Raw genomic sequence first — 13,134 nt, forward strand, 5'->3', positions numbered from 1 at the left:
CCCTCGCGCTCTCGGGCGCGGCCCCGACGCCGCCGGGCGGGCAGCTCCCGGCGACGGCACCCGGGGGCACCGAGGGCATCGCCGGCCCGCGCAACGTGGATGAGGCGATCCGCAGCGGGAATGCCTACGCGGTCCGACCCGATGGCTCTCGCAAGGTCCACCGGCGACAGCCGAGCGTCGATCCCTCCCGTCGATAGCCGGGTGGCCGACCGGCCTCGTGGTTCCGGTGGCGGTCGGCGATCCCGACGGTTGCCCCGGGGCGCCTCCGTCGGCGGAGCACTCGACGACGGAATGGAACTTGGCGAGTGAGCAGAGCTTGGCGAGGGAGCAGGGAACGCGCGCGCTGCTCGCCGCTTTGCCCGCGGATACATCCTGGGAGCGAGACGATGAGCGACGCCGACACCCCGCGACCGGGCGACGATCCGGCGCCGATCGGAGACCCGTCGCCGGGCCCCCAGGAGCCGACCGGCGATCCGATGCCCGACCTCGGCCCGACGCCGCCGATGGACGACGCGGCCGCGATCGCGCAGACCGAGGAGCAGCCGAGCTAGCGGCTCTCAGTCGACCCGCATCCGGTATCGGTTGCCGGTCGCGTCGGTGAGGATGATCGCGGCCGTGGTCGCGGGATCGGCCGCGATGGCGGCCGGCGCGGTGATGGCCTCGGCGCGGCGCATCGATTGCGCCTGATCCATCGCAACGACGCCGAGCGCCGCCACGGTGATCGCGGACCACAATCCGGCTACGGCGACGGTGGGGATCTTCGGCACGCTGGAACCCTTACGATGGATCGTAGGATGCCGGTGATCGGTTAATGAGGCCGATCCACGGCGGGCGCTCAGTCCAAAAAGACGCGGACCCCGTCGGTGTTGAGGATGTCGCGCTGGTCGGCGCACCAGCGCTCGGCGCCGACCTCCGCGATCTCCCGAGCGAGGCGCTGCCCTTCCTCGTCGATCGCAGCCTGCGCCTGCCGGTGGCCGATCGCCTTGTCGAGGGTGGGACGAACCGTCCGGAGCAGCCCGTCCGACACCGTGTCGTCGATCGTGTAGGTCTTCCGGCAGTACAGCGTGATGCCGGCCTGCGCCCCGACGATGCGCACCATCCCCTGGACCATCTCGGCCTCCTCCTCGGCCGGGGACGGCGCGGCGAGACAGGGGCCGGCGCAGAGGATCAGGGCGAAGGCGACGCGTGCGTAGGTCATCGGCGGATCCATGGCCGACGACCCTCCCTCGGCGTCGCGGCAACGTCTCAACACCCGAGGGCAACGCTCGGCTCCGTCGGCCGCCTGCGCGAGCGCCGTGACCCGACTCCGCACGCGCCGCCGGCCGAGGCGTCCCTTGCGTCGCGGCGGGGCCCGGCCGTGGATCGTCGGCCGGGCCCGGGCGGCGTATCAGAAGCGATAGGTGAAGTTGCCCTTCGCCGCATGGTCCTCGGCGCGGGACCCGACCTGCCCGGTATAGGCGATGCCGATCGTGGCGTTGGCCGAGACCCGCAGGTCGAGCCCGGCCTCGGCGACGAGGGCGTCGCGGTCGATCGGGATGCCGGCGGTCAGGAAGCTCGGTCCGGTACCGAAGGCGAGCAGCGCCTTGGGCACGACGTCGCCGAAGGCGCGGCGGTAGCCGATCAGGCCATGGGCCGAGACCGGCGTTCCGAACCCGAGGTCGAGGCTCGTCTGCGCCCGGACGCCGGCGGTGGCCGCCCCGAGGTCGTAATCGCGGGCCAAGCTCGTGAGCGCCGCGAGGCCCCCGGTCTCCACGAAGCGGTCGCGCCCGATCGAGACGTAGGCGCCCCCGACGAACGGCTCGATGTAGCTGAGCGCCTGGACCGCCGGCGCGACGGGATCCTTCGAGACCAGCGCCGAGCGGCCCTCGCCGAGGAAGATCCGGTAGCCGATCTCGCCGAAACCCTGGATCGTCGAGCCCCCGGTGCGGGCGCTCGGCGTGTCGGTCAGCCCGGCGAACAGAGCGGTGCGGCGCGTGCGCGCCGAATTGTCGGCGTAGACCGCGCCCAGCCGCAGCGAGACCGGGCCGAGCTCGTACCCGCCGTAGACGCCGCCGAAGCCGCTCTCGATCGTCGCCGATTGCAGGCGGCCGGCCGTGTCGAGGCTGGTCGTGGTGTAGCCGCCGGCCACGCCGACCCGGATGCCGTTCTCGAGGCGCACGTCGCCGCCGAGCACGAAGCCCGAGGTCTGGCGGTTGAGCCCGGCGGCGTTGCCGTCGGTCCGCGCCTGCCCGAAGGCGCCGAAGCCCTGGCCCCAGAACCCGGCGACCCGCGGATCGATCACCTGCATCGGCACCGGCGACGGCGCGACGCGGCGGCCCGGCAGGTCCGCCGTGTAGGTGGCGGGCAGGGTGCCGTAGTTCAGGCTCTCGGGCGCCCCGGGGGTGGAGCCCCAGCGCATCCGGTCGAGGATCGCCTCGCGGACGAAGAACGCGGTCTCGAACTCGGCCGAGACCGTGCTCGCGTGGATGTCGCCGGCCAGCGACCCGAAGGCGCTGCGCGCCGCCTCCGGGTTGGTGGTCATGAGGATGGTCTCGTAGAGGCGGTTGCCGGCGCCGAGGCCTTCGATGCCGGCACCGACCGCGGACTGGTTGCGCGTCGTGCCGACCGAGGCGAAGGTCGTCGCGTTGCGCGACACCGAGAGGTCGACGGCGTTGGCGCCGTAGGCGAGGTCGGTCCCGATGAAGGTGTAGCTCGGGGTCGCGAGGTCGAAGCGCCCGGCGACGCCGCCGGCCGCGGTCAGGATGGTGTAGCGCTGCCCGAGAAGGCTCCGGGCTTCGGCCGCGCTGAGTGGCGCGGCGGCGTTCTCCAGCGACACCGAGACGGTGCCGCCGGCGATCTGCGCCGTGCCGGCCGCCGCGATCCGGTCGCTGCGCCCGCCCGGCGCGACCTCGACGGCGTAGAGCGAGCCGGCCGCGAAGGTCGCGTTGCCGGCGACCGTCAGCGTCCCGATGCTGTTGCCCGGCGCGACCGTTCCGCCGCCGCGGACGTTGAGGGCGCCGACGCTGCCGCCGCCGCCGAGGGTGCCGCCCGCGTTGACGTTGGCCGTCGAGGTGATGGAGCCGTTGACCGCGAGGAGGCCGCCGTTCACCTCGGTGGTGCCGGTATAGGTGCTGGCCCCGGTCAGCTCGAGCACGCCGCCGCCGGACTTCGTCAGGCCGCCCTGGTAGGTGCGCGCGAGAAAGGCTTGGTCGCGGGCGACCCGCCATCCGTACTCGGCCTGCTCGTCGGGCGTCGCCGTCGCGGGCAGCCCGTTCGTCCAGCCGCGCGCCGCCTTCGTCTGCTCCCAGGCCGCGTGCTCGGCGCTGTCCTCGACGAAGCGCTGGCGCAGGGCCGCGTCGGAGATGTTGTTCGACCAGGTGTCGGCGACGCCGGCGCCGAGGTTGGCGTCGAAGCGGCCGAGGAACTGGCCCGGGCCGTTCATCGCGCGGCCGAGGTCGATCTTGCCCCAGCCGAAGACCTCGTTCGGCACGTCGGCGGGGCCGGTCCCGAGATGGGTGGCGGTGGTCAGCAGCACGTCGCGCGCCTGCTCGTTGGTCATGTAGGCGTAGCGCTCCATCACCAGTGCCAGGGCGCCGGAGACGTGCGGGGCCGACATCGAGGTGCCGCTCTTCACCCCGTAGCCGGCCTCGCCGGTCGTCAGGTTGACCACCGTCGAGGTGATGCTGCGGCCGGGCGCGGCGATGCACCAGTACTTGGCGACGCCGCAGCGGTTGAACTGGGTCTGGTCGGCGGCATTCAGGCCCGACGCGGCGATCCAGTCCTTCTCGAGGTCCGGCTGGAAGTAGGGCAGCGCCGCGCGGATGGTCGGGTTGTTGACCCCGGCGTTGCCGGCGGCGACGACCTGGATCACGCCGGCGCGGCCCGCATCCGCGATGGCGTTGAGCCAGCTGAGCTGGCGCGTGAAGGGGGCGTAGGCGGCCGTGAGGCCGGCCAGCGTGTTGTAGTTGTCGCGCGGCGGCGGGCTGCCCCAACTGCTGTTGATCAGCCGTGCGCCCTGCGCGACGAGGTTGCCGTAGGCGCCCTTGAAGTAGGCGTAGTCCGCGTTCGGGCCGTAGATCGACGAGTCGGTGCCGTTGGTGTTGGTCGCGATCAGCTGGGCGCCGAAGGCGACGCCGTGGGTGCCGGTGCCGTCGCGGTTGGCGACGATGGTGCCGTCGACGTGGGTGCCGTGGTCGTCGTTGACGCCGCGCACCCAGGTGCCGGGCACCGAATAGGGCTGGCCGGCGGTGAAGAAGTCCGAGCGCGTCGTGCCGCTGTCGTAGCGGAAGCTGCTCGAGGAATAGCTGCCGGTGTTGGTGATCGCCCGAGCGCGGCCGGCGAATTCCGGATGCGTCCCGAGGAACCCCGAATCCACCGAGCCGACCAGGACGCCCCTGCCGGTGATGCCGCGGGCATAGGCTTGGTCGGCGTTCATCGAGGCCTTGCCGTAATCGGCGAAGTATTCCGGGGTGCGCCAGCTTGCCGGGTCGCCGACGCGACCGGGATCCTGGTAGCCGGCCGACTGCGCCAGAGCCGCCGGGGAAACCGTCGCGCACAGGGCATAGGTCAGGCCTGCGACGCCGAGCGCGCGCGGACGAAAGGTCAAGGGCATGAATGTCACCGTATTCGAGTGAAGAACTACGGCCGATGGCGGCACGCGAAGGTGCGTGTTCTTTCCGAAGAATGCGATCGACGCATTCCTTCGGGCATTCACGATGTCTTGTCGATGCGCATCGTTCTTGAATTCAGTAACGTATGAGCCTCACGTTTCCGTGACTCAAGCTGGAAACGAATGGAAATCCCGATCGCTCGGGATTGTGGCCGGGCGGCAACATTCGCGCCGTGGAGGAGCGCCCTGCCGGCCCGGCGGGCCGGCGCGGCGACAGCCGGCGGAGGGTGCCGCGACCCAGGGACCCAGCGCCCTGGCGGGAGGCGACGAAGAGCTTATCTGCAGCCTCACGGAACGATCGTTCCCGGATGCCGCGATCCGCGGACGCGTCCGGACGCGCCGGTCCGTCGTGCGCGTCCCGAGGGTCCGGCGTCCGGTTCGTCGAGGGCAAGCACGTCGAAGCAAGATCCGGAGCGCCCGGTCCGACACGGTCGGATCGCGCTCCGCGGTCGGGGAGAGGTGCAGACCCAGCCGATGTCAGAGACCGATCCGGAAGCCAACCGCTTTTCCGCCCGCGCCAGCCGCTACGCCCGCGTCGGCGCCAATGTCGGCGGCGTCGCCGCGCGGATGGCGGGCGCACGCCTGTTCGGCAAGGAGGGCACCACCAACGCGGCGGCGCTCGCCCAGGCGCTCGGCGGCCTCAAGGGCCCGATCATGAAGGTGGCGCAGCTGCTCGCCACCGTGCCCGACCTGCTGCCGCCCGAATACGCGGCCGAGCTGCAGAAGCTGCAATCGGATGCGCCGCCGATGGGCGCGGCCTTCGTCAAGCGCCGGATGCAGGCCGAGCTCGGCGTCGGCTGGCAGGCGCGGTTCGAGCGCTTCGACCTGAAGCCCGCCGCCGCCGCCTCGCTCGGCCAGGTCCATCGCGCCACCGCGCTCGACGGCACGGCGCTCGCCTGCAAGCTGCAGTACCCGGACATGCAGTCGGCCGTGGAAGCCGACCTGAAGCAGCTCGAGGTCGCCTTCGCCCTGCACCGGCGGATGAATTCCTGGCTCGACACCCGCGAGATCGCCAAGGAGATCGGCGCCCGGGTGCGCGAGGAGCTCGACTACGCCCGCGAGGCCAAGCACGGCGCGCTCTACGGCGCCGTGCTCAAGGACATCGCGCAGGTGCGCGTGCCGGCGATCCACGAGGACCTTTCGACCAAGCGCCTGCTCACGCTCGGCTGGCTCGACGGCGAGCGCATCCTGAGCTTCACCGAGTCGCCGGTCGAGATCCGCAACCGCATCGCCCAGGCGATGTTCAAGGCGTGGTGGCACCCGTTCAGCCGCGCCGCGGTGATCCATGGCGACCCGCATCTCGGCAACTACACCGTGTTCTCGGAGGGCGGCGCGGGGGACCGGGAGCCGCAGGGTATCAACCTGCTCGATTACGGCTGCGTGCGGATCTTCCATCCGCGCTTCGTCGGCGGCGTGGTCGACCTCTACCGCGGCCTCCTCACCGACGACATGGCCCGGATCGTCCACGCCTACGAGGTCTGGGGCTTCAAGGACCTCGACAAGGAGAAGATCGAGATCCTCAACATCTGGGCGCGGTTCATCTACGGGCCGCTGCTGGAGGACCGCACCCGCACCGTCGCCGACGGGGTGAAGCCGGGCGAATACGGCCGGCGCCAGGCCTTCGAGGTGCACCAAGCCCTCAAGGCGCGGGGCCCGGTGACGGTGCCGCAGGAATTCGTGTTCATGGACCGGGCCGCCGTCGGCCTGGGCGCGGTGTTCCTGCACCTCAAGTCCGAACTGAACTACCACCGCCTGTTCGAGGCCGAGATCGAGCGCTTCAGCCTCGACGCCCTCGCCGCGCGGCAGGCCGAGGCGCTCGGCGCGGTGGGGCTGGCCCTGCCGGCCTGACCGGGGCGGCGGGCCGCGGAGGCGGTCTTCGCCGGCTCACGATCGCGTGTTCGGCGGGTGTTTTGTGCGCAAGTGAATTGAGGCCCAAGCGAAGCCGTGCGATGCCGGTTGCGGCCGATTGCGGCAGCAATAAGCTTGGGCTAAACCCGCACCCATCGAGAGTGGTAGCGTCGAGGACGAGCGCACGATGGCCGATACGAAGGGCGTTTCCGGGGTGGCCTACAGCCCCGCGATGGACGCGAAGACGCACGAGCAGACCTATCGGGGATTCGTCCGCTTCGTCGAGATCGCCACCGGGGTGGTGATCTGCTGGGTGCTCGCGCTGGCGGTCGGCGGCATCCGCGAGGCTTGGCTCACGGCGATCCTCGGCGTCGTCCTGTCGAGTGCGGCCGGCGCGCTCGGCGCCTTCGCTCCGAACATCGGCTGGCGCGCGCCTTGCGTCGTGGCCATCCTGATGGCGCTCTACCTCGCCTTCGCCTGAACGCTCGTCCTCTCCCTGAGGCCGGGACGGTCCGCGCCCCGCGCCCGGGCCTGCCATTACAATCGTAACGCTTCCGTCAGTCCGTCCGTTCAACCCGCCTCGAAAAGCCGTTCCATTTCGCGCATTCGGGAGCGGTCCATCGAGGGGAAATCCTGAATGCGCATCGCTGTCCTGTCGGAGACCGATTCCGCGGAACCGCGGGTCGCGGCGGTGCCCGAGACGGTCAAGAAGTTCCTGGCGCTCGGCGCGGACGTGACCGTGCAGTCGGGCGCCGGGCTGAAGGCCGGCATGCCGGATTCCGAGTACGAGGCCGTCGGCGCCTCGGTCGCGGCCTCGGCCGAGGAGGCCGCCCGCGACGCCGACCTGATCCTCAAGGTCCGCCGCCCCGCCGCCGAGGAGCTGAAGCTCCTGAAGCGGGGCGCCGTGGTCGTCGCGATCATGGACCCCTACGGCCGCGAGGCCGAGCTGCAGGCGATGGCCGAGGCCGGCGTCGACGGCTTCGCCATGGAGCTGATGCCGCGCATCACCCGTGCGCAGGTGATGGACGTGCTCTCGAGCCAGGCCAACCTCGCCGGCTACCGTTCGGTGGTCGACGGTGCCTCCGAGTACGGCCGCGCCATGCCGATGATGATGACGGCGGCCGGCACCGTGCCCGCCGCCCGCGTGTTCGTGATGGGCGTCGGCGTCGCCGGGCTCCAGGCGATCGCCACGGCGCGCCGCATGGGCGCGGTCGTCACCGCCACCGACGTGCGCCCCGCCACCAAGGAGCAGGTCGAGTCGCTCGGCGCGAAGTTCGTCGCCGTCGAGGACGACGAGTTCAAGCAGGCCGAGACCAAGGGCGGCTACGCCAAGGAGATGTCGGCCGAGTACCAGAAGAAACAGGCCGAGCTGGTCGCGACCCACATCGCCAAGCAGGACATCGTCATCACCACGGCGCTGATCCCCGGGCGCCCGGCGCCGAAGCTCGTCTCGGCGGCGATGGTCGCCTCGATGAAGCCCGGCTCGGTGCTGGTCGACCTCGCGGTCGAGCGCGGCGGCAACGTCGAGGGCGCTAAGCCCGGCGAGGTCGTGGTCAACGATCGCGGCGTGAAGATCGTCGGCCACCTCAATGTCGCCGGCCGCCTCGCGGCGAGCGCCTCGGCGCTCTACGCGCGCAACCTCTACGCCTTCGTCGAGACCCTGGTCGACAAGGAGTCGAAGGCTCTGGCGATCAAGTGGGACGACGAGCTCGTCAAGGCCACGAACCTGACCCACGACGGCGCCGTCGTGCACCCGTCCTTCCAGCCGAAGGCCGACGCGGCGGTCGCCGACCGCCCGCAGGACGCGCCGCAATCCGAGCAGGCCTCGGTCGGGCTGTCGAAGACCGGGGTGTCGCAGTCACCCAGCACACAGGCAACGGGCGCGGCGTAGGCCGGTCGCGAGGAGCATAACGATGGCCAACATCCCCCCCGATCAGGCGGTCGACCAGACCCGCGTCCTCGCCGACACCGCGCGCTCGGCCGCCGCCGCCGCGCGCAACGCCGCCGACCAGGCCCAGGCCATCGCCGACGGCGTCGGCCACGGTCTCAGCGCCGTGACCCACGGCGCGGTCGACGCCACCGTGTTCCAGCTCGCGATCTTCGTGCTCGCGATCTTCGTCGGCTACTACGTGGTGTGGTCGGTGACCCCGGCGCTGCACACGCCGCTGATGTCGGTCACCAACGCGATCTCGTCGGTGATCATCGTCGGCGCGATCCTGGCCGCCGGCGTGCCCCTGATCGAGAAGGGCACCGGCTGGGCCCGCGCCTTCGGGTTCATCGGCATCGTGCTGGCGAGCGTGAACATCTTCGGCGGCTTCCTGGTGACCCAGCGCATGCTCGCCATGTACAAGAAGAAGGCCTGAGACATGTCCCAGAACGTCTCCGCCCTTCTCTACATCGTCTCTGGCGTCCTGTTCATCATGGCGCTGCGGGGGCTCTCGCACCCGACGACGTCGCGGCAGGGCAACCTCTACGGCATGATCGGCATGGCGCTCGCCGTGCTCACCACCCTGGTCGGCCATCCGCCGGCCGGCGCGGCCGCCTGGCTCCTCGTCTTCCTCGGGCTCGCCATCGGCGGCGGCGCGGGTGCGGTCATCGCCAAGCGCGTGCCGATGACGGCGATGCCGCAGCTCGTGGCGGCCTTCCACTCGCTCGTCGGCCTCGCCGCCGTCGCGGGCGCGGCGGCGACCCTCTACGCGCCGCAGGCGGTGGGCATCCTCGAGAACGGCCACATCCACAAGGAGTCGCTGTTCGAGATGGCGCTCGGCGCGGCGATCGGCGCGATCACCTTCACCGGCTCGGTCATCGCCTTCGCCAAGCTCGACGGACGCATGTCCGGCAAGCCGATCATGCTGCCGAGCCGCCACCTCATCAACATCGGCCTCGCGGTGGCGCTGGTCGTGCTGATCGCGGTGTTCATCGGCGGCGAGAGCAAGGTCGTGTTCTGGCTGATCGTGCTGCTGTCGTTCGCGCTCGGCGGCCTGCTCATCATCCCGATCGGCGGCGCCGACATGCCCGTCGTCGTCTCGATGCTGAACTCGTACTCGGGCTGGGCCGCGGCCGGCATCGGCTTCACGCTCGGCAACCTCGCGCTGATCATCACCGGCGCGCTGGTCGGCTCCTCGGGCGCGATCCTGTCCTACATCATGTGCCACGCGATGAACCGCTCGTTCATCTCGGTGATCCTCGGCGGCTTCGGCGGCGACGCGGCTGCGGCCGGCGGCGGCGAGGTCGAGACCCGGCCGGTCAAGCAGGGCTCGTCGGACGACGCGGCCTACATCATGAAGAACGCCGAGCGGGTCATCATCGTGCCGGGCTACGGCATGGCGGTGGCGCAGGCCCAGCACTCGCTCCGAGAGATGGCCGACCTGCTCAAGAAGGAGGGCGTCGACGTGAAGTACGCCATCCATCCCGTCGCCGGCCGCATGCCCGGCCACATGAACGTGCTGCTCGCCGAAGCCAACGTCCCCTACGACGAGGTGTTCGAGCTGGAGGACATCAACGGCGAGTTCCCGCAGGCCGACGTGGCCTTCGTGATCGGCGCCAACGACGTCACCAACCCGGCCGCCAAGACCGACAAGACCTCGCCGATCTACGGCATGCCGATCCTCGACGTGGAGCGGGCCAAGACCGTGCTGTTCATCAAGCGCGGCATGGGCTCGGGCTACGCCGGCGTCGAGAACGAGGTGTTCTTCCGCGACAACACGATGATGCTGTTCGGCGACGCCAAGAAGGTCGTCGACCAGATCCTCAAGAACCTCTGATCCGGGCTTCCCGGGGTCGGGGTCGAAGGGCGGGCAGCGATGCCCGCCCTTTTTGCGTCGCGCAGCCCCCGCGTCCTCGGCGGCGGCCCGCGGGAATGGCGCCGGAGCGTCCTCAAGCGAGGCGGATCCCGGCTCGCGTGAAGAAAACGCGCGCTCTCAACGCGATGGAGCATCGTCCGTGATCCCTGGATCACGGACGATGCTCCAGGCATGACAGACGTCGAGCGGGGCCCTACAACGCGCAACGCCGACCGCCGATCCGGCGCGATGGATCTCCAACCCGGGGCTGGCATGTCGCCCGAGACTTCCGATCCCGATCGACTGGCCGAGTTGGAAGCGTTCGCCGTCCTCGACACGGCACCCGAGGAAGCCTTCGACGACGCGGTGCAGATCGCCCGCACGATCTGCCTCGCCCCCGTGGCCCTGGTCAGCCTCGTCGCCGCCGACCGGCAGTGGTTCAAGGCCCGCGTCGGCTTCCCGCGCTGCGAGACCGACCTGAACGCCTCGGTCTGCAAGTACGCGCTCGGCGAGCCCGATCTCCTCGTCATCCCCGACCTGACGCTGGACCCGCGCACCCGCGACAACCCGCTGGTGACCGGCGATCCGCGGATCCGCTTCTATGCCGGGGCGCCGCTGCGCACGACGAGCGGCAGGGCGCTGGGCAGCCTCTGCGTGATCGACAACGTGCCCCGGCCCGACGGCCTCACCGAGGAGCAGGCGGACGCGCTGCGGCGGCTCGCGCGGCAGATCATGATCCTGATGCGCGAGCGGCGCCAGCTGGTCCGCCTGCAGGCGGAGGAGCGCCTGACCCGCGCCGCCTCGATCCGCCGAGCGGCCCTGATCGAGCTCGGCGACCACCTGCGCGACGTGGCCTCGGTGGCGGCGATGACCGCCAAGGCGGCCGAGATCGTCGGGCGGACGCTCGACGCGAGCCGGGCCGGCTACGGCGAGATCGACGCCAGCGGGGCGCAGGTCACCGTCCTCGAGGACTGGACCGCGTCCGGCGCCGGCAGCCTCGCCGGGACCCATCGCTTCGCCGATTTCGGCCGGCTGGGCGCCTCGATCGAGCGCGGCGACGCCCTCGTCGTCCGCGCGGTCGCGGACGATCCGCGCACCGCCGCGTTCGCGGCTCCGTTCGCGGCGCTCGCCATCGGCGCGATGCTCGACGTGCCGGTGCGGGAGCGCGGGCGCACGGTGGGGCTGTTCTTCGTCCACGCCGCGGCGCCGCGCGACTGGCTGCCGGAGGAGATCGCCTTCGCCCGCAACGTCGCGGACCGGGTCCAGGTCGGCATCGGCCGCCTGCGGGCCGAGGAGCAGCAGGCGGTGCTCAACCGCGAGCTCAGCCACCGCATGAAGAACACGCTGGCGATGGTGCAGGCCATCGCGATGCAGACCATGCGCAACGCCACCGACCTCGAAGCCGCCCGCGACGCCCTCGCCAACCGGCTGATCGCGCTCGGCAAGGCCCACGACATCCTGCTCGACGGCACCCGCGAGAGTGCCAGCCTGGAGAAGGTCGTCCACGGCGCGCTGACGATCCACGACGATGCCCAGGCGGGCCGCCTGCGGCTGTTCGGGCCGCACGTTCAGGTCGGCTCCAAGGCCGCCCGGTCGCTGTCGCTGATGATCCACGAGCTGGCGACGAACGCCGCCAAGTACGGCGCCCTCTCGACGCCCGCGGGCTTCGTGGTGGTGGACTGGTCGATCGACCCGGAGGGCCGCGAGCCGATGGTCCGGCTGCGCTGGGCCGAGAGCGGCGGGCCGCGGGTCGCGCACCCGACCCGGATGGGGTTCGGCAGCCGCCTGATCGAGCGCGGCCTCGCCGGGGCGATCGGCGGCGAGGTCCGCCTGACCTACCCGCCCGACGGCGTGCTGTGCGAGCTGGCCGTGCCCCTGGCCGGGATGGAGGCCGACGAGTAGCGCCGACGCCCGCACGCGGACCGGGATTTGGCCGCCGTTGCGGTCTATGGTGCGCCCCGTGTCAGCCCTGCTTCCAGAGTCCCGCGCCTTCCTCGGCGTCACCCGGTCCATCCTCGGGCGGCCGTGGCGGGAGCGCTGCGCCGACCCGGCCGCGCAGGCCTACGCCGCGACCATGGTCCAGGCCCATGGCCTGCCGGAGCTGCTGGCCCGCGTGCTTGCCGGGCGCGGCGTCCGGCCGGACGGGTCGGAGGCCTACCTGCGCCCGCGCCTGCGCGACCTGATGCCCGACCCCGCCTGCCTCGTCGACATGGAAGCCGCCGCCGATCGCCTCGCGCGGGCGGTGCGGCAGGGCGAGAGCGTCGCGGTGTTCGGCGATTACGACGTTGACGGCGCCGCGAGCGCGGCCCTGCTGGCCGGATACCTGCGCGCGCTCGGCGTGCCGACCCGCATCCACATCCCCGACCGGATCACCGAGGGCTACGGCCCGAACACCGCCGCGGTCGCCGCGCTGGCGGGGGAGGGGGCGACCCTGCTGGTCTGCGTCGATTGCGGCACCAGCGGGCACGGGCCCCTGGCGGAGGCGGCGCGGATCGGCCTCGACGTGCTCGTCCTCGACCACCACGGCGCCCCCGAGCTGCTGCCGCCGGTGCGCGCGCTGGTGAACCCGAACCGCCTCGACGACCTGTCGGGCCTCGGCCATCTCTGCGCCGCGGGCGTCGTGTTCCTGACGCTGGTGGCCCTGGCCCGGACGCTGCGGGCGGAGGGGGCCTTCGCCGCGCGCCCCGAGCCGTCGCTGACCGACGCCCTCGACCTGGTGGCGCTGGCCACCGTCGCCGACGTGGTGCCGCTGACCGGCCTCAACCGCGCCTTCGTGGTCCAGGGGCTGACCGTGATGCGCGCCCGCGGCCGCCACGGCCTCGCGGCGAGGAAGGCGGCAAAGCGCGTCAGGTCGGG

The 13,134-nt window shown here is 71.7% G+C and carries 12 protein-coding genes; 9 read left to right on the forward strand and 3 right to left on the reverse strand.

Going from position 1 to position 13,134, the window contains the following annotated elements:
• Window positions 1-197, forward strand: a 197-nt coding sequence (locus tag FV223_RS31245; RefSeq protein WP_147726536.1) for a hypothetical protein, incomplete at its 5' end; no start/stop codon positions are given.
• Window positions 198-386: 189 nt separating this feature from the next.
• A complete protein-coding gene (locus tag FV223_RS30210; protein WP_187274755.1) occupies window positions 387-551 on the forward strand; it encodes a hypothetical protein in 165 nt (54 codons plus the stop codon).
• A 6-nt stretch (window positions 552-557) separates the two neighbouring features.
• Here the strand turns inward: FV223_RS30210 and FV223_RS08975 are convergent, their stop codons facing one another.
• The 3 genes from FV223_RS08975 to FV223_RS32390 all read right to left on the reverse strand — a co-directional run bounded on the left by FV223_RS08975 (window position 558) and on the right by FV223_RS32390 (window position 4,591).
• Window positions 558-767 carry a hypothetical protein gene (locus FV223_RS08975; protein WP_147726538.1) on the reverse strand — a complete coding sequence of 70 codons (210 nt, stop codon included), beginning with the start codon at window positions 765-767 and terminating at the stop codon, window positions 558-560.
• A 68-nt stretch (window positions 768-835) separates the two neighbouring features.
• The gene (locus FV223_RS08980) at window positions 836-1,198 is read right to left on the reverse strand and encodes a hypothetical protein (RefSeq protein WP_147726540.1); all 363 of its coding nucleotides are present in this window, start codon (window positions 1,196-1,198) and stop codon (window positions 836-838) included.
• 189 nt (window positions 1,199-1,387) lie between these two features.
• On the reverse strand, window positions 1,388-4,591 hold the full coding sequence (locus tag FV223_RS32390) for an autotransporter serine protease (protein ID WP_147895848.1): 3,204 nt from the start codon (window positions 4,589-4,591) through the stop codon (window positions 1,388-1,390).
• Window positions 4,592-5,122: 531 nt separating this feature from the next.
• Here FV223_RS32390 and FV223_RS08990 point away from each other — a divergent pair.
• The 7 genes from FV223_RS08990 to FV223_RS09020 form a co-directional block, all read left to right on the forward strand.
• Window positions 5,123-6,496 (forward strand): AarF/UbiB family protein, encoded by a 1,374-nt coding sequence (locus FV223_RS08990; protein WP_147726542.1) that lies wholly within the window; start codon window positions 5,123-5,125, stop codon window positions 6,494-6,496.
• Between the two features lie 187 nt (window positions 6,497-6,683).
• Window positions 6,684-6,977: an aa3-type cytochrome c oxidase subunit IV gene (locus FV223_RS08995; protein ID WP_147726543.1), complete on the forward strand. Its 294-nt coding sequence runs from the start codon at window positions 6,684-6,686 to the stop codon at window positions 6,975-6,977.
• 156 nt (window positions 6,978-7,133) lie between these two features.
• Complete coding sequence (locus FV223_RS09000) at window positions 7,134-8,387, forward strand: Re/Si-specific NAD(P)(+) transhydrogenase subunit alpha (RefSeq protein ID WP_147726545.1); 1,254 nt, start codon at window positions 7,134-7,136, stop codon at window positions 8,385-8,387.
• A 22-nt stretch (window positions 8,388-8,409) separates the two neighbouring features.
• Window positions 8,410-8,859 (forward strand): NAD(P) transhydrogenase subunit alpha, encoded by a 450-nt coding sequence (locus FV223_RS09005; protein WP_147726547.1) that lies wholly within the window; start codon window positions 8,410-8,412, stop codon window positions 8,857-8,859.
• Between the two features lie 3 nt (window positions 8,860-8,862).
• Window positions 8,863-10,260, forward strand: a complete 1,398-nt coding sequence (locus tag FV223_RS09010; protein WP_147726549.1) for an NAD(P)(+) transhydrogenase (Re/Si-specific) subunit beta — start codon at window positions 8,863-8,865, stop codon at window positions 10,258-10,260.
• Between the two features lie 267 nt (window positions 10,261-10,527).
• The gene (locus FV223_RS09015; protein WP_246689646.1) at window positions 10,528-12,180 is read left to right on the forward strand and encodes a GAF domain-containing protein; all 1,653 of its coding nucleotides are present in this window, start codon (window positions 10,528-10,530) and stop codon (window positions 12,178-12,180) included.
• Window positions 12,181-12,226: 46 nt separating this feature from the next.
• Window positions 12,227-13,134, forward strand: a 908-nt coding sequence (locus FV223_RS09020) for a DHH family phosphoesterase (protein WP_187276098.1), incomplete at its 3' end; no start/stop codon positions are given.

The organism is Methylobacterium sp. WL116, from assembly GCF_008039455.1.
GTDB lineage: Bacteria > Pseudomonadota > Alphaproteobacteria > Rhizobiales > Beijerinckiaceae > Methylobacterium.

Bases quoted from the DNA above. Each gene is read 5' to 3' on its own strand.
- FV223_RS30210 (WP_187274755.1), top strand. From the start codon at position 387: ATGAGCGACGCCGACACCCCGCGACCGGGCGACGATCCGGCGCCGATC.
- FV223_RS08980 (WP_147726540.1), bottom strand. From the start codon at position 1,198: ATGACCTACGCACGCGTCGCCTTCGCCCTGATCCTCTGCGCCGGCCCC.
- FV223_RS32390 (WP_147895848.1), bottom strand. From the start codon at position 4,591: ATGCCCTTGACCTTTCGTCCGCGCGCGCTCGGCGTCGCAGGCCTGACC.
- FV223_RS08990 (WP_147726542.1), top strand. From the start codon at position 5,123: ATGTCAGAGACCGATCCGGAAGCCAACCGCTTTTCCGCCCGCGCCAGC.
- FV223_RS08995 (WP_147726543.1), top strand. From the start codon at position 6,684: ATGGCCGATACGAAGGGCGTTTCCGGGGTGGCCTACAGCCCCGCGATG.
- FV223_RS09000 (WP_147726545.1), top strand. From the start codon at position 7,134: ATGCGCATCGCTGTCCTGTCGGAGACCGATTCCGCGGAACCGCGGGTC.
- FV223_RS09005 (WP_147726547.1), top strand. From the start codon at position 8,410: ATGGCCAACATCCCCCCCGATCAGGCGGTCGACCAGACCCGCGTCCTC.
- FV223_RS09010 (WP_147726549.1), top strand. From the start codon at position 8,863: ATGTCCCAGAACGTCTCCGCCCTTCTCTACATCGTCTCTGGCGTCCTG.
- FV223_RS09015 (WP_246689646.1), top strand. From the start codon at position 10,528: ATGGATCTCCAACCCGGGGCTGGCATGTCGCCCGAGACTTCCGATCCC.